Here is a 15,817-nt window from a genome sequence, read left to right on the forward strand (position 1 = left end):
TCACCTGCTCGTGACCAGGGCTCCGGCAATGGCGGCCATGAACGCGTCCTTGGCCAGGCTCATGCCCTCCTGGGAGGGGCGGATGCCGTCGGACTCGGTCATCGAGGGGTTGCGGAAGTACATCGCCAGCAGGCCGGCGGAGAAGGTGCCGAGCGCGGCGCCCGCGAGGCGGGGCGAGACCACAGGCGTGAGCAATGCCGCGCCGATCCCGATCTCGGAGTAGGCGACGAACTTGCCGAACGTGTCCGGCTCCAGCTTGGTGACCTGCGGGACGCCGGTGGCGGCGAATCCCTGTAGGCCCTGGGCCGCCTCGGTGGGCAGGTTGCGCTTGGACAGTCCCGAGTTGAGGACGAACGCGCCGGTGACTCCGCGGAGGATGGCGTTGGACAGGCTCATGGGTGCTCCTGTGGGGGTCGGGGTCGCGAGTGCTGCGACACAGGTGAAGTGACTCTTTGGTGATGTGACACCCAGGAGGGTAACGCACATGATGCCTGATTCCGCCCCGGGGAGATCGACCCCACAGGATGCGCGAGCGGGCCTCCGGTGGGACAGTCATTTCCATGAGCCCGAACAGCAGCCGCGACATCACCGACAAGCCCGACCCGGACGCCGACCCGGATTCGGGGAAGCCCGACTCGCCGACCTCACTGAAGGCCGGGACCTGGAAGATCGGCCTCACGCGTGCCGCCGCCGAGTTCTCCAAGGACAAATGCACGGACCTGGCCGCCGCGCTGACGTACTTCGCGGTGCTCTCGATCTTCCCGGCGCTGCTGGCGGTGGTGTCCCTGCTCGGCGTGTTCGGTCAGGGCCAGGAGACCGTCAACGCCGTGATGGAGCTGTTCGAGGGTGCTGCCCCGGAGGAGACACTCGCGGCTCTGCGGGGGCCCATCGACTCGTTGGTCAACACCCCGGCCGCCGGACTCGCCCTCATCACAGGTCTGCTGGGCGCGCTGTGGACGGCGTCCGGCTACGTGGGCGCCTTCGGGCGGGCCATGAACCGCATCTACGAGGTCGAGGAGGGGCGCCCCTTCTGGAAGCTCAAGCCCGCCATGATCGTGCTGACCGCGGTCCTTCTGCTCCTGGTCTGCCTGGCCGGGCTCATGCTGGTCGTCAGCGGCCCGATCGCCGCCTGGGTGGGTGACCTCGTGGGCCTCGGCGAGACCGCCGTGACCGTGTGGGGCATCGCCAAGTGGCCGGTGCTGGTCCTCGTCGTCATCGTGATCCTGGCCGTGCTCTACGGGTTCTCGCCCAACATCAAGCAACCCAGGTTCCGGTGGATCTCCATGGGTGCGATCGTGGCGCTGCTGGTCTGGGCGGTCGCCACGGCCGCGTTCGTGTTCTACGTGTCGAACTTCGGCAGTTACAACGCCACCTACGGTTCGCTGGCCGGCGTCATCATGTTCCTGCTCTGGCTGTGGATCACCAACAACGCGTTGCTGTTCGGGGCCGAGGTCGACGCCGAGATGGAGCGGGCCCGCGAACTCCAGGCCGGGATGCACGCCGAGGAGACCATCCAGCTCCCGCCCCGTGACACCACCGCCAGCGACAAGGCCGAGGAGAAGCGGCAGAAGACCATCGACGACGCCGCCGACGTCCGCCGCGAGGCCCAGGCGGAGCAGGCCCGCAACCCCGACTGACAGCCGGGGCATTCGTCCCCGGATGCCGGCGGGATCAGGTCCCGGGATCAGAAACGGGGTCAGGTCCCGGGGTCTGTTTCCGGGGAGGCGACGTCGCGGTGGTAGACCACGCGCAGTGCGAGCTCCTGGTATCGGTGCACGATCTCCTCGACCAGGAGGTCGCCGCCCGGCTCGTACCAGTGGGCGATCGCGTTACACATGCCCAGGATCGACCGGTACGAGTCCTCCGGGAACGGTGTGCGGAATTCTCCGCTGGCGACGCCGTCCGCGAGCGCCTGTCGCAGCGGCTCGCTGGACTGCCGTTGCCGCTCGCGGTACGCGGAGAGGGATGCTGGTTCAAGGTTCCGGGTTTCAGTCTGGACCAGCTGGGACTGCTCCTGCTCGAGGGTGCGGAACCGGACCAGTGAGGCGACGTACCCCAGCAGTCGACCGGTGGGGGTCGGATCCTTCGCCTGGAACTCGTCGACCACCCGCTGCTCAAATGAGTCCATCCCGACATTGAGCATCGCCGCGAGCAGTTCCTGCTTGCTGGCGTAGTGGTAATACATCGCCGACAGGCTCACCCCGGTCTTCTGGGCGATCGAGCGGATGGACGCTCCGCCGTAACCGTGTTCCACGAACTCGCGGCGTGCGACAGCCAACAGGTCACTCTGCACCGTGCCGCTGGTCATCTTCGGTCTCCTCAGTTGCCCGTCCACCGGGGTCGGCGCTTCTCCTTGAATGCCAACGCTCCCTCGCGGGCGTCGTCGGAGGACCTCACCGGTAGGAATATCCCCCTCATCTTTCCGAATTCCTCCTCGGAGGTCCATTCGCGGGACCCGGTCATGATCTCCTTGGACGCCCGCACGGCGAGTGGGGCGTTGGCGGCGATCGCGGAGGCGAGCTCCACTGCCGCGTCGCGGGCGCCGCCTGCGGGGACTAGGCGATTGATCAGCCCGGCCGCGCGGGCGGTCCCGGCGTCGACGGGCTCGCCGGTCAACGCCATCTCCATGGCCAGTTGATACGGCACCCGCCGCGGCAGACGCATGAGTCCGCCGGCCCCCGCGAGCAGACCCCGTTTGACCTCGGGAAGTCCGAATCGCGCGGTCTCGGACGCGACCACGAGGTCGCAGGCCAGGACGATCTCGAACCCACCCCCGAGCGCCGGACCCTCGACCGCGGCGATGAGTGGCTTAGCCGGAGGTTGCTCCACGAACCCGGCGAAACCGCGGCCCGGTAGCGACACGTCCTCGCCGGCGAGGAACGCCTTGAGATCCATCCCGGCGCAGAACACCGGCCCGGCACCGGTGATGACGCCCGCGGAGAGGTCGTCCCGCCGGTCCAGCTCCTCCATCGCCGCGGCGACCGCCTCCGACGTCGCCCGGTTGATGGCGTTGCGGGCGTGCTGGCGGTCGAGCGTCACCACCATCACGCCGTTGATCTCCTCCACGTGCACACGGTCGGCCGTCTCGATGTTCACTTGGGCGCCATCCGGATCGCGCCGTCGATGCGGATGGTCTCGCCGTTGATCATGGCGTTGTCCACCACGTGCAGCGCGAGCTTGGCGTACTCGTCAGGCCGACCGAGCCGCGAGGGATGCGGGATCTGTGCGGCCAGGCCCTCGACCAGCTCGGCCGGATGGCGATCGAAGATCGGCGTCTCGAAGATGCCGGGGGCGATCGTGTTGACGCGGATCTGGCGGCGGGCCAGGTCCCGCGCGGCGACGATCGTCATCCCGACGATGCCGGCCTTGGACGCGGAGTAGGGCATCTGGCCGATCTGTCCCTCCCACGCGGCCACGGAGGCGGTCATGACGACCACGCCGCGCTCACCGTCGACGGGATCGTTCTCGGCCATCTCGGCCGCGGCGATCCGCAGGACGTTGAACGAACCCAGGAGGTTCACCCGCACGACCAGCTCGAAGTCCTCCAGCGAGCCCGGCTCGCCCTCGCGGTCCACCACCCGGACGGTCCGGCCGATGCCCGCACAGTGCACGACCGCGCGCAGGGGAGCGCGGTCCGCCGCAGCCCGGACAGCCGCGGTGATCTCCTCGGGATCGGCGACGTCGGCGGGGGCGAAGGTGACGAGGTCACCGAACTCCTCGGCAACCTGCTGCCCGTTCGAGGACGGCAGGTCCACCAGGACGGTGGGGACACCGGCGTCGACGAACCGGGCCACGGTCGCCCGACCCAGTCCGGAGGCGCCGCCGGTCACCAGTGCGCTGGCGTTTGTCAGATCCATGGATTGTGCCTTTCTGGAGGGGGATCTCTCGGACGAGAGAGGGGGTCAGAGGGCCTCTACTACGGTCGCGTTGGCCATCCCGCCGGCTTCGCACATCGTCTGGAGTCCGAAGCGGCCGCCGGTGCGGCGCAGGTGGTGGATCATCGTGGTCATGATGCGCACACCCGATGCGCCGAGCGGGTGGCCCAGAGCCACCGCGCCGCCGACGGGGTTGAGCTTGTCGTCGTCGGCGCCTATCTCGTCCCGCCAGGCCAGCGGCACGGACGCGAAGGCCTCGTTGACCTCGTAAGTGTCGAGGTCCGCGATGGTCATCCCGGCGCGGTCGAGGACCTTGCGGGTGGCGGGGATCGGGCCGGTGAGCATGAGGACCGGGTCGTCGGCGACGACGGCGGAGGCCACGATCCGCGCGATCGGCGTCAGGCCCAGTGAGCGCGCGACGTCCTCGTTCATGATGAGCATCGCCGCGGCGCCGTCGGTGATCTGCGAGGAGTTGCCGGCGGTGACCTTCCAGTCGATCTCTGGCCGCTCGGCCCGTGCGGCCTCGGTGTCGAACGCCGTACGCAGGTCGGCCAGCCTCTCGGCGGTGGTGCCCGGTCGGATCGACTCGTCGCGGTCCACGAGTCCCGCCGGGGTGGTCACGGGCACGATCTCTTCGTCGAACCATCCACTCGACCGTGCGGCGTCCGCGCGGTCGTGGGAGCGCGCCGAGTACTCGTCCAGCTGCTCACGGGACAGGTCCCACTTGCCGGCCACGAGTTCGGCGGCCACGCCCTGGTTGGTCAGGTTCGGGTAGCGGGCGTGGACGAGCGGTCCGTGGGGATCCTGGTCGAGCCGGTTGACGCCCATCGGGATGCGGCTCATGGACTCGAGGCCGGCGGCGATCACCACGTCGTAGGCACCGGCGACCACACCTTGGACGGCGAAGTCGACGGCCTGCTGGCTCGAGCCACACTTGCGTTCGACGGTGACGCCGGGCACGTGCTGGGGGAACCCCGCGGCGAGGGCGGCCTGGCGGCCGACTGTGCCGGATTGTTCGCCGACCTGGCTGACCACGCCGACGATGACGTCGTCGACCAGGGCGGTGTCGAGGCCGGTCCGGTCGACGAGTCCGGAGAGTAGCTGGGCGAGGAGGTCGACGGGGTGCAGGTCGGCGAGGGCACCGCCCGGCTTGCCTTTCCCCATGGGGGAGCGGACGGCGTCGATGATGACTGCGTTGTGCACGGATTCTCCGATTCGGGTGAGATGCGGGGCGGGTGGCGCGGTGGCGTCTGCTCTGGTGGGTCAGACCGAGGTGTCGAGTCGGCCCTTGACCAGCTTCCCCGTCTGAGTGCGGGGGATGACCTCGGTGAACGCCACGGTGCGGGGGCACTTGTAGCGTGCGATCCGGTCGAGGCAGTGCTGTTTGATCCGCTCGGCGGTCGCTTCGGACGGCTCGACGCCCGGGACGAGTTGGACCACCGCCTTAACGGACTGTCCCATCACCTCGTCCGGGACGCCGATCACCGCGACGTCGATGACGTCCGGGTGTACGGCGATGCAGTTCTCGATCTCCTGCGGGTAGATGTTGACCCCGCCCGAGATGATGGTGAACTTGGCCCGGTCGGTCAGGTACAGGTAGCCGTCCTCGTCGAGGTGACCGATGTCGCCGAGCGTGGTCCAGTTCTGGTGGTCGGGGTGCCTGGTCTCCGCGGTCTTCCCGGGATCGTTGTGGTACTCGAACGAGTAGTCGTCGCGCTCGAAGTAGATCCACCCGTCCTCACCGGCGGGCAGTTCCGCGCCCAACTCGTCGCAGATGTGGACGATGCCCGAGGAGCCCTGTCCGACACGTCCGACGCTGCCGGGTTTGCGCAGCCATTCGTCCGGGGAGATCGTGGTGGCGCCGTTGGACTCCGTGGACGAGTAGTACTCGTAGACCACCGGCCCCCACCAGTCGAGCATGGCCTTCTTGATCTCCACCGGGCACGGGGCGGCGGCGTGGATCGCGACCCGCATCGACGACACGTCGTAGGACTCGCGCACCGCCTGCGGCAGGCGGAGCATCCGGATGAAGTGGGTCGGGACCCACTGGCTGTGCGTGACCCCGTACTTCTCGATCCCGGCCAGGCAGTGTTCCGGGTCGAAGCGGTCCATGAGGATCACCGTGCCGCCGTGGGCCTGCGTTCCCGTGGCGTACCGCAGTGGAGCGGCGTGGTAGATCGGGGCCGGGGACATGTAGACGGTGTCGTCGTCGAACCCGTAGTTGCGCTTCATGCGCGCCACGAGTGACGGGCCCGGCTCGTCGCCCACCTGGGCACCGTCGAGCGCGGGTTTGATGCCCTTGGGGCGGCCGGTGGTGCCCGAGGAGTAGAGCATGTCCGCCCCGCGCGGCTGGTCCGCCGGCGGGGTGGTGGACATCTCCGCCATGGTGGTCGTGTAGTCGAGGTGGCCGGGGACCTCGCCGGCGAACGCGAGCCGGTGCTCGACGTGCGGCGTCTGGTCGACGATCGACTCACCGAGTTCGGCGAGGGCGCCCGAGACGAGAAGCACCCGGGCGCCGCTGTCCGCGACGATGTAGGCGACCTCGTCGGTGGCCAGGTGGGTGTTGACCATCGTGAAGTACAGGCCGCAGCGCATCGCGCCCCAGTACAGCTCGAATACCGTGGCGTCGTTGACAGAGAGCGCCGCGATGTGGTCGCCCGGCAGCAGCCCCCGGGCCAGGAGCCAGTTGGCGAACCGTACCGAACGGGCCTCGAGCTCGGAGTAGGTGACCACGCGGCCGGTGGCGTCCTCGATGACGGCCGGCTTGTCCGGGTGGGTGATGGCGAATCTTCCTGGATACACGTGAGAGTCCCCCTGACCGTCAGAGCCCGAGGCTCTTGGCGATGATCGTCTTCATGACCTCACTGGTGCCGCCGTAGATCCGGGAGACGCGGGTGTCCGTGTAGAGGCGGGCGATGGGGTATTCGGTGATGTAGCCGTACCCGCCGTGCAGCTGCAGGCACCGGTCGATCACGCGGGCGGCCATCTCGGTGGCGTGGAGCTTGGCCTTGGCGGCGTCCGCGACGGTGAGCTCGCCCCGGTCGAGCAGTTCCAGGCAGTGGTCCACGTACACGCGGGCCACCTCGACCTCTGTCGCGCACTCGGCCAGCACGAACTTGGTGTTCTGGAAGGAGGAGACGGGCTTGCCGAAGACGACTCGCTCACGCGTGTAGTCGGTGGCCAGTCGCAGCGCCGCCTCGGATTGGGCGACCGCGTTGAGCGCGATGCTCAGGCGTTCCTGCGGGAGGTTGTGGGTGAGGTAGGAGAACGCCGCGTCCTTCTCCCCGAGCAGGTTCTCCACGGGCACCTTGACGTCGTTGTACGACAGCTCGGCGGTGTCCTGCTGGCGCAGGCCGATCTTGTCGAGCTTGCGGCCCACGGAGAATCCCTCGGCGTCGGTGGGGACGCAGAGGATCGACAGGCCGTGACGGCGGTTGTCAGGGTCGAACGGTGAGGTGCGGCAGACCGTGAGGATCATGTCGGCGGTGACGCCGCCGGTGATGAACGTCTTGGAGCCGTTGACCACGTAGTGGGTGCCGTCGGTGCTGAGCTTGGCGGTCGTGGCGATGTTCGCCAGATCCGACCCGGTGCCGGGCTCGGTCATCGCGATGGCGGTCATCAACTCGCCGGAGGCGAAGACCGGCAGCCAGCGCCGTTTCTGCTCCGGGGTCCCGTACTCGAGGAGGTACGGCAGGATGAGGCAGCAGTGCACCGTATAGGAGCCGAAGGACACGCCGGCGCGGGCGACCTCCTCGAAGATGATCGCGCTGTACTTGAAGCTAGTCTCGCCGCCGCCGCCGAACTCCTCGGGGACCTGGATGCCGAGGATGCCGAGCTCTCCGAGCTTGTGGAAGAACTCGCGCGGTGGGCGTCCGTGCTCGTCCCACTCCTCACGGTGCGGGGCCACCTCCTTGGTGATGAAGTCGCGCACCAACTGGCGGAACTCGTCGTGCTCTCGGGTGAAGATGGTCCGCTGCATGGTGACTCCTGGGGTTTGCCTCGGTTTTGTCTCGGGTTTGTCTGGTGGTGGCTGCGTGGCTGGTGTAACCGGGCCGTGGCGGGTGGCCCGTGATCCGCTGGCAGTGACCTGGTCACTCCGCGGCGGAGGTCTCGGGCAACCAGAGCGCGATCTCGGGGAAGAAGATCAGAGCGACGAGGATGACAGCGCTGGTGACGACGAACCAGGACACGCCCTTGAACACGTCGGACAGACGGACCGTCATCCCTTCGTTGACCTCGGGGTTCGACGCGATCCGGTGGACTATGTAGCTGAGCATGCCGATCGGCGGGGTGACCAGCGCCAGCTCGACCAGGATCACCATGAAGACGCCGAACCACAGCAGGCTGATGTCGAAGGTGGCCAGCACCGGCATGAGGATCGGCACCGTGAGCAGGATCATCGCGAGGCCGTCCATGAACATGCCCAGGATGAGGAACACGAAGATCAGCCCGAGGAGGAACAGCGTCCGGCTCAACCCGAGCGAGGTGATGGTCTCGGTGATCCAGTCGGCGACCCCGGACAGGGCCACCACGCGGGTGAGCACATGTACTCCCATGAGGAGCAGGAAGATCGAGGCGACACCGGCCGCGGTCTCGCGCAGGGACGTCAGCACGGTCCGGACCAGGTGGCCGACGGAGCGGTCGTCACCGAACAGCCAGCCCAGCAGGATCGCGGCGATCGCACCGAATGCGCCGGCCTCGGTGGGCGTGAAGATGCCGGTGTACATGCCGCCGATGATGAGGATGAGGATGAGGGTCACCGGGGTGACGTCCACGAGGGAACGCAGCCGCTGGCCCCAGGTGTAGTGGGTGGTCGACCGGGGCCCGAGGGTCGGGTCGATGCTGCACCTGACGACGATGACGACGCCGTACGCCAGGGCCGTGAGCAGTCCCGGGATGAGCGCGGCGAGCAGCTGCGGCCCGACCGGCGTCTCGGCCACACCGGCGTAGATCACCAGGACCACGCTGGGCGGGATGAGCATCCCGAGGGTTCCGGACATCGCGACGACGCCCGTGGCCAGCGACGGCTTGTACCCGGCGCGCAGCATCTCGGGGATGGTCGTGCGCCCCAGTGCGTAGGAGATGGCGATGGAGCTGCCGCTCGAGGCGGCCAGTCCGGCGCCCGCGAAGTTGGTCGAGACCGCCAGTCCGCCGGGCAACCGGCCGAGCCAGGCCTGGGCGGAGGTGAACAGCTTGCCCGTCAGATTGAACCGACCCATCGCCACGCCCATGAGGATGAACAGGGGGATGACGGACAGGCTCCAGCTGGCGGCGGAGGTGAAGGGGACGTCCTCGAACGTCACGGCCACGGCGCTGGTGCCCGCGAGCTTCCACAGGCCCACCGCGCCGGCACCCATGATCGCGATACCCACGTGGATACCGGAGACCATCGCGACGATCGACAGGAGGATGGTCAGGACGCCGACAGCGGTGTCGGGGAGGTCCGGAGTGAACAGGATGACCGCGGCGATGATCAGTGAGAAGCCGAAGTTGCCCCAGTAGGCCCGGATGAAGTTGCGGTTCGGCGTGGGGACTGCGAGATCGTCGGTGCGGGCCACGCCGGTGTGGTCGGTGACGAGGGTGGTGTCAGACATCGGACTTCCTCGGACGGTCGTTGATCAGCAGGCTGATGATCGACATCAGGAGCTGGAGGGCGAACAGGGCGAATCCGATGGCCAGGACGATCTTCACCGGCCAGATCGGGATGGTGATCGCCCCGAGTGCGACCTGTTGGACCACGACGGCGAAGACCGCCGCGGTGATCGAGTAGTAGGTCAGCGCCGAGACGAACAGGAACATCAGACCCGAGACGATCAGGTCGGACCACCAGCGGGAGACGGGGTCGAGGTACTGGGTGAGGATGGTGGCGTTGATGTGCTCGCCGATCTGCTCCGCGTACCCCATCGCGAGCATCACGATGAGGACCATCGACCAGTTCTGGGTGATCTCCAGCGTGCCGGAGAGGGGGGTTCCGGTCAGGTTCCGGGAGCTGACGTCGGCGGCGATGTGCAGGGCCATGACCAGGGTGACGATCCCCGCGATCACGGCGCATGCGTACAGCACCCGGGCGAGGGCCCGCTGCCCCGGAACGCGCCGCTCCGCGTCGGTGGTGGTGGTGTCCATCAGGTTCTCCAACTGCTCGAGGGGGTCAGGGCGCGGTGCGGTCGAAGATCTCGGACCGGACGGACTGCTCGAAGGGGGCCAGATCGATCTGGACCGACTCCGGGTCCTCCGGGATCTCGGCGAGGGCCGGGTCGTCGTACCCCATGTCCTCGAGCCGCGTCTTCCAATCGGCCATGATCTGGCGGTAGCGCTCGACGGTGCCCTCGGGATCCTCGAGGTCGTCGGGGGCGCGCTCCGGCAGGGTGCGCAGTGCCTCCTCCTGGTACGTCTCGAGGGTGGCCTTGAGCTCGGGGTCGACGTCGTAGAAGCTCACGCTCTTGTCCGCGCCCTCGGCGAGGAGCCGCTGGTGCAGGACGATCCCCTCCTCGCGGAGGTAGCCGTCGAACCACGTCTGTCGGGCGTCGTCGATGATCTGCCGGGCGTCCTCGGGGAGCTCGTCCCAGACGTCCTTGTTCATGATCACGTACTGCGTGTAGCTCGAGAAGGGGATGTCGACGTAGTGTTTGGCGACCTCCCACAGACCGAGGGCGATCATGATCTTGCCGTTGGCCAGGGAACAGTCGATCACCCCGCGTTGCAGGCCCTCGTAGATCTCGCCGGTCGGCAGGGTCACGGGGACCATCCCCAGGGCCTCGATCTCGCCGTAGTTGAATGCGCCGCCACTTCGCACCCGTTTGCCCCGGGCTTCCTCGAGGCTGTTGACCGGGTCCTTGCACACGAGGTGGTAGTTGGTCGAGGGGGTCCAGGTGAAAAGGAGCTTGATGTCCTGGTCCGAGAACTGCTCCTCGATCAGCGGGTCGGTGAGCGCGAACTCGCTGCCACCGGCGAAGGCCTGCATCATGCCGAGCGGGTACTCCGGCTCCACGACACTGGCCATCTGGCTGGTCCAGTCGGTCATGGGGAACTCGGACGGGTAATAGCTGGGGGTGAACATCCCCATGTCCACGATCCCGCCGCGGACCCCCTGCGCCATGTCGGCGCCCTTGACCAGGCTGCCGCCCCAGTACTCGTCGAAGGTGATCTTGCCGCCGGTCTCCTCCTCGACCTGCTCGGCGAAGGCGCGGAAGGGGCCGGCGGAGGAGACGGTCGTGTAGTCGCCGTACCGGAGTGTGATCGGCTCCATGGTCTCGACGCTGTCGCCGGTGATTCGGTGGCCGCCGGAGCAGCCCGTGGCGGCGAGCGCTCCGATCATCGTCAGGGCGAGCGCCGCGCGTCGGGCCACGCGGTTTCGGTTGCTGCGGGACATCGGGGATCCTTCTGGTTCCGGACCGGTCGCGTGAAGGTGCGTCCGGGGTCCTGATGGATGGCCTGAGGGGGTGTGCGGCAGACCGCTCGATCCGCGCGCTGGTGTAATCCAGATCACGTTTCGAACGTTCGTTAAGTTAGTTGCGTCACGTCGGCTTGTCAAGAAATGATTGTCATAGATTCGGGGTCGGGCTCGGGATTGCGTGCCCACTGAGGCGGCCCGACGGGCGCGGCGCGCCACACGACTCACGCCCGAGCAGCCACAATCAGGGCATGACGACTTCCGGTGGCGCCGTGACGACCGTTCGGCGACGACTCCGGACCGTCAGACTGGTCCTCGCGAGATCCGTGGGGGAGTTCCTCCGCGATCGCGGCCCCGATCAGGCGGGCTCGCTCACCTTCTACGGGGTGCTCTCACTGTTCCCCGCGATCCTCGTCATGGTCTCGCTGCTCGGCGTGTTCGGGCAGGGGGCCAGGACGGTCGACGCCATCATGGCCATGCTCTCCGACATCGCCCCGCCGGAGGTGCTCGACCCGATCCGCGGTCCCGTCGAGGCCGTCGTTACCACGCAGGCCGCCGGGACGGCGCTGGTGGTGGGCGCGACCATCGCGCTGTGGACCGCGTCCCGCTATGTCTGGGCGCTCGGTCGCGCGATGAACCTCATACTCGGAGTGGAGGAGGGACGGCCGCCGTGGCGGCTGCTGCCCGTCGGCCTGCTGCTCACGGCGTTGCTCATCGTCCTCGTGGCCGTCGGGGGCCTGGCGCTGGTGTTCACCGGCCCCATCGCCGAGACCGTGGGTGGGTGGATCGGCCTCGGCGAGACCGCGTTGGCCGTGTGGAGTGTGGCCAAGTGGCCGGGGGCCCTGATCTCCGCCATCCTCGCGTTGGCGATCCTCTACCGGTTCGCTCCCAACGTGGCCGGACGCAAATTCCACTGGGTCTCGCTGGGTGCGGCGGCGGCCCTGCTCATCATCGGTGTCGCCACCGCCGGTTTCGGCTTCTTCGTCTCCAACTTCGGCAACTTCAACCGCTCGTACGGATCGCTGGCGGGGATCATCGTGTTCCTGTTGTGGTTGTGGTTGGTCAACATGGCCGTGCTCTACGGCGCGCGGCTGGACACCGAGGTGCTGCGTATCCGCCAACTCCGGGCCGGCATACCGGCCGAGGAGACGGTGCAGGTGACCCCGCGCGACACGACGGCCAGCGACTTCTTCGCGCGCCGGCGGGCCACGATGCTCGCCGACTACCGGGAACTGCGCCGGGATCCGGCCCCCGTCGACGACGACACCTCCGCTGATGACGTGGCGGCCGGTGACGCGGATGCCGAGGCCGGGAAGACGACCGAGGCGGCACCTCCACGGCGGTAGGGTTGGTCGCATGCGCCTCGTCGTCACCGGGGGAGCCGGGTTCATCGGCGCCAACTTCGTCCACACCGTGGTCCGTGAGCATCCGCACGCCCACGTCACCGTGCTGGACGCCATGACCTACGCCGCCAATCGCACGAGTCTGGCCGGACTCCCGTCGGATCGGGTCGCGTTGGTGGAAGGCGACTGCGCGGCCCCCGGTGTCACCGACCGGCTCGTCGCGCAGCTCACCGGACCGCAGGACGCGGTGGTGCACTTCGCCGCCGAGAGCCACAACGACAACTCGCTCGCCACCCCGTGGCCGTTCGTGCACTCCAACATCGTGGGCACCTACGCGGTGCTCGAGGCCTGCCGCAGCCACGACGTGCGCCTGCACCACGTCTCGACCGACGAGGTCTACGGCGACCTGCAGCTCGACGATCCGGGCAGGTTCACCCCGGCCACCGCCTACAACCCGTCGAGCCCCTACTCGGCCACCAAGGCCGGCGCGGACATGCTGGTGCGCGCGTGGGTCCGCAGCTTCGGTGTCCGCGCCACCATCAGCAACTGCTCCAACAATTACGGCCCGTACCAGCACGTCGAGAAGTTCATCCCGCGGCAGATCACCAACCTTCTCACCGGGCAGCGCCCCCGCCTCTACGGCAGTGGTGCCAACGTCCGGGACTGGATCCATGTCGACGACCACAACTCGGCCGTCCTTCGGATCCTGACAGCCGGTGAACTGGGGCGTACCTATCTCATCGGCGCCGACGGCGAGCACTCCAATCTGCAGGTCATGCAGATGATCTGCGAGCTCATGGGCGCCACCGGCACTGACGGGGACCCGGGTTTCGACCACGTGACCGACCGTCCCGGCCACGACCTGCGCTACGCGATCGACGCCACCGCCACCCGCGAGGAGCTGGGGTGGGAGCCGCAGCACACCGACCTGTGGGACGGGTTGCGTCGGACCATCGAGTGGTACCGCGAGAACCGCGACTGGTGGGAGCCGGTCAAGGAGAGCGTCGAGGCGAAGTACGCCCGGACGGAGAAGGTGCTGTGAAGGGCATCGTCCTGGCCGGCGGCAGCGGCACCCGTCTGCGCCCCCTCACTCTGGCCACCAGCAAGCAACTCATGCCGGTCTACGACAAGCCGATGATCTACTACCCGCTGTCCACGCTCATGCTGGCGGGCATCCGCGACATCCTGCTCATCACCACGCCCGAGGACGCGCCGCAGTTCCGGCGGCTCCTGGGCGACGGCAGCCAGTTCGGCATCACCCTGAGCTACGTCGAGCAGGCCGCCCCCGAGGGCCTGGCCCAGGCGTTCGTCCTGGGTGCGGACCACATCGGTGACGACCCGGTGGCGCTGATCCTGGGCGACAACATCTTCTACGGCCCCGGGATGGGAGCGCAGCTGCGACGGTTCGCCGACCTCGACGGCGGCGCCGTGTTCGCCTACCGCGTGTCCAACCCGGGCGACTACGGGGTGATCGACTTCGACGCCGCCGGCCGCGCGATCAGCCTCGAGGAGAAGCCCGAGAACCCGTCCTCCGACTTCGCCGTCCCGGGGCTCTACTTCTACAGCGCCGACGTGGTGGAGGTGGCGCGGAACCTCGAGAAGTCGCCGCGCGGGGAATACGAGATCACCGACGTCAACCGGCACTATCTCGAGGCCGGCCGCCTACAGGTCGAGGTGCTCCCGCGTGGAACCGCCTGGCTGGACACCGGCACCCACGACTCTCTGCTCGACGCGGGCAACTACGTCCGGACCATCGAGGACCGGCAGGGCCTGAAGATCGGCTGCCCGGAGGAGGTGGCGTGGCGGATGGGGTATCTCGACGACGACGAGCTCACCGACCGCGCCCACGACCTCAGGAAATCGGGGTACGGGGCCTACCTGCTCGACGTGCTCCGCCGCGAAAAGGGTCGGCAGTGGTGAGCGGCGGCCATCCGGACGATCAGCCTGCACAGCCGCTCCCCCCGATGCACGCACGCCTGAGCAGCGGTGCACGCGGGAGTGCAGAGGGGGGAGCGGCTGCAGAGGGGGCGGGCGAGCCCTTGCGCCCCGCCGGGCTGCCGCGGGTCCTCGTCACCGGCGGAGGCGGGCAGCTCGGGCACGCGCTCTCCGGGGTGGCCGACGCCCCGGGCCGTGACGAACTGGACATCACCGATCCTGCGTCGATGTCCGCCGCCCTGGACCGCTTCTCGCCGGAGGTGGTGATCAACGCGGCCGCGTACACCGATGTCGACGGCGCCGAAGCCGACGAGGCGGGGGCCCGGGCGATCAACACCGTCGGCGCCGAGGAGCTCGCCGCAGCGTGCCGGGAGCGCGGAATCCGGATGGTCCACATCAGTACTGACTACGTCTTCTCCGGCGAGATCCCCGGAGGAGGTGACCCGGCCACCGCTCCGGCGCTCGAGCCCACGGACCCGACCGCCCCCACCACGGCGTACGGGCGGACCAAGCTGGCGGGGGAGCGGGCTGTGCTGGCTTCGCACCCGGAAGCGACCGTCATCCGCACCGCGTGGCTCTACACCGGCCCGCAACGCGAGTCCCTCGGCCTGTCCGGCAGCGACTTCGTGGCCACCATGGTCCGACTGGAGCGCGAGCGAGACACGCTCAACGTGGTCGACGACCAGTGGGGCTCGCCCACCTATACGCAGGCCCTCGCCGGCGGTCTGCTGGAGATGCTGGCCGCCGAGAGGGCCGGTCGGGTCGACACCCGAGGGCTCACCCTGCACGGGGCCGGAGGCGGGCGCGCGACGTGGTGGGAGCTCGCCCGCGAGGTGTTCAGCCGGTACGGCGCCGATCCGGACCGGGTCCGTCCCTGCCGTTCGGACGAGTTCCCACGCCCGGCACCGAGGCCGGCGTTCTCCGTGCTGTCCGATACCTCGTGGCAGGCGGCGGGACTCTCACCGCTACCGGACTGGCGGGCCGACCTCACCAGCGCCATCGCCGAACACGCACGGGTCGCGCGCGGCGGAGGTGACCGGTGAGGCGACCGGCAACCCTGCGCGCATGACCCATCCGCGCTTCGGTCCACGCCTCCGCCGCGCGGCCCTCGCGGCAGGTGCGATCGGCATCACCACCGCCCTCGCCCTCACCGCCTGGGGCGTGTACCTGCTGCAGCCCCGCGGGGAGGATCCGGTCCGCGCCGACGCCGTGGTCATGCTCGCCGGCGCGGATGACGGACGGCACGCCTATGCCCGAGACCTGGTGGAGGCGGG

General features: G+C 68.6%; 15 protein-coding genes and 1 pseudogene. 6 read left to right on the top strand and 10 right to left on the bottom strand.

The window, feature by feature from the left end:
* Entirely contained in the window at window positions 1-396 is a 396-nt protein-coding gene (locus G6028_RS01020) for a hypothetical protein (RefSeq protein ID WP_179523225.1), read from the bottom strand.
* Between the two features lie 164 nt (window positions 397-560).
* Here G6028_RS01020 and G6028_RS01025 point away from each other — a divergent pair, with 164 nt between their 5' ends.
* Entirely contained in the window at window positions 561-1,637 is a 1,077-nt protein-coding gene (locus tag G6028_RS01025) for a YihY/virulence factor BrkB family protein (protein ID WP_182657755.1), read from the top strand.
* Window positions 1,638-1,696: 59 nt separating this feature from the next.
* On the opposite strand, the gene G6028_RS01030 is transcribed toward G6028_RS01025, so the two are convergent.
* From G6028_RS01030 to G6028_RS01070, 9 genes are all read right to left on the bottom strand, one after another.
* Window positions 1,697-2,308 (bottom strand): TetR/AcrR family transcriptional regulator, encoded by a 612-nt coding sequence (locus G6028_RS01030; RefSeq protein ID WP_179523223.1) that lies wholly within the window; start codon window positions 2,306-2,308, stop codon window positions 1,697-1,699.
* Window positions 2,309-2,319: 11 nt separating this feature from the next.
* The gene (locus tag G6028_RS01035; protein ID WP_179525975.1) at window positions 2,320-3,090 is read right to left on the bottom strand and encodes a crotonase/enoyl-CoA hydratase family protein; all 771 of its coding nucleotides are present in this window, start codon (window positions 3,088-3,090) and stop codon (window positions 2,320-2,322) included.
* Window positions 3,091-3,092: 2 nt separating this feature from the next.
* Window positions 3,093-3,857 carry an SDR family NAD(P)-dependent oxidoreductase gene (locus tag G6028_RS01040; RefSeq protein ID WP_179523222.1) on the bottom strand — a complete coding sequence of 255 codons (765 nt, stop codon included), beginning with the start codon at window positions 3,855-3,857 and terminating at the stop codon, window positions 3,093-3,095.
* A gap of 45 nt (window positions 3,858-3,902) precedes the next feature.
* Window positions 3,903-5,078 carry an acetyl-CoA C-acyltransferase gene (locus G6028_RS01045; protein ID WP_182657756.1) on the bottom strand — a complete coding sequence of 392 codons (1,176 nt, stop codon included), beginning with the start codon at window positions 5,076-5,078 and terminating at the stop codon, window positions 3,903-3,905.
* A 60-nt stretch (window positions 5,079-5,138) separates the two neighbouring features.
* The gene (locus G6028_RS01050) at window positions 5,139-6,677 is read right to left on the bottom strand and encodes an AMP-binding protein (RefSeq protein ID WP_182657757.1); all 1,539 of its coding nucleotides are present in this window, start codon (window positions 6,675-6,677) and stop codon (window positions 5,139-5,141) included.
* Between the two features lie 19 nt (window positions 6,678-6,696).
* Window positions 6,697-7,854, bottom strand: a complete 1,158-nt coding sequence (locus G6028_RS01055) for an acyl-CoA dehydrogenase family protein (protein ID WP_182657758.1) — start codon at window positions 7,852-7,854, stop codon at window positions 6,697-6,699.
* A gap of 112 nt (window positions 7,855-7,966) precedes the next feature.
* Entirely contained in the window at window positions 7,967-9,469 is a 1,503-nt protein-coding gene (locus tag G6028_RS01060) for a TRAP transporter large permease (RefSeq protein WP_182615456.1), read from the bottom strand.
* On the bottom strand, window positions 9,462-9,998 hold the full coding sequence (locus tag G6028_RS01065; protein ID WP_182657759.1) for a TRAP transporter small permease subunit: 537 nt from the start codon (window positions 9,996-9,998) through the stop codon (window positions 9,462-9,464). Before G6028_RS01065 ends, G6028_RS01060 begins: the two co-directional genes overlap by 8 nt.
* 25 nt (window positions 9,999-10,023) lie before the next feature.
* Window positions 10,024-11,244: a C4-dicarboxylate TRAP transporter substrate-binding protein gene (locus G6028_RS01070; protein ID WP_182615460.1), complete on the bottom strand. Its 1,221-nt coding sequence runs from the start codon at window positions 11,242-11,244 to the stop codon at window positions 10,024-10,026.
* 272 nt (window positions 11,245-11,516) lie between these two features.
* Between G6028_RS01070 and G6028_RS01075 the strand changes: the two genes are divergently transcribed.
* The 5 genes and pseudogenes from G6028_RS01075 to G6028_RS01095 all read left to right on the top strand — a co-directional run.
* On the top strand, window positions 11,517-12,611 hold the full coding sequence (locus tag G6028_RS01075) for a YihY/virulence factor BrkB family protein (protein ID WP_182657760.1): 1,095 nt from the start codon (window positions 11,517-11,519) through the stop codon (window positions 12,609-12,611).
* Window positions 12,612-12,621: 10 nt separating this feature from the next.
* Complete coding sequence (rfbB, locus tag G6028_RS01080) at window positions 12,622-13,650, top strand: dTDP-glucose 4,6-dehydratase (protein ID WP_182657761.1); 1,029 nt, start codon at window positions 12,622-12,624, stop codon at window positions 13,648-13,650.
* Window positions 13,647-14,528, top strand: a complete 882-nt coding sequence (gene rfbA, locus G6028_RS01085; protein WP_182610400.1) for a glucose-1-phosphate thymidylyltransferase RfbA — start codon at window positions 13,647-13,649, stop codon at window positions 14,526-14,528. The genes rfbB and rfbA overlap by 4 nt, the downstream gene beginning before the upstream one ends.
* Before the next feature lie 119 nt (window positions 14,529-14,647).
* Window positions 14,648-15,586 (top strand): dTDP-4-dehydrorhamnose reductase, encoded by a 939-nt coding sequence (gene rfbD, locus G6028_RS01090; RefSeq protein WP_241730450.1) that lies wholly within the window; start codon window positions 14,648-14,650, stop codon window positions 15,584-15,586.
* 22 nt (window positions 15,587-15,608) lie between these two features.
* Window positions 15,609-15,817, top strand: a pseudogene (locus G6028_RS01095) (YdcF family protein); the annotation flags it as partial.

Source organism: Dietzia cercidiphylli, from assembly GCF_014145145.1.
GTDB classification, from domain to species: Bacteria; Actinomycetota; Actinomycetes; order Mycobacteriales; family Mycobacteriaceae; genus Dietzia; species Dietzia natronolimnaea.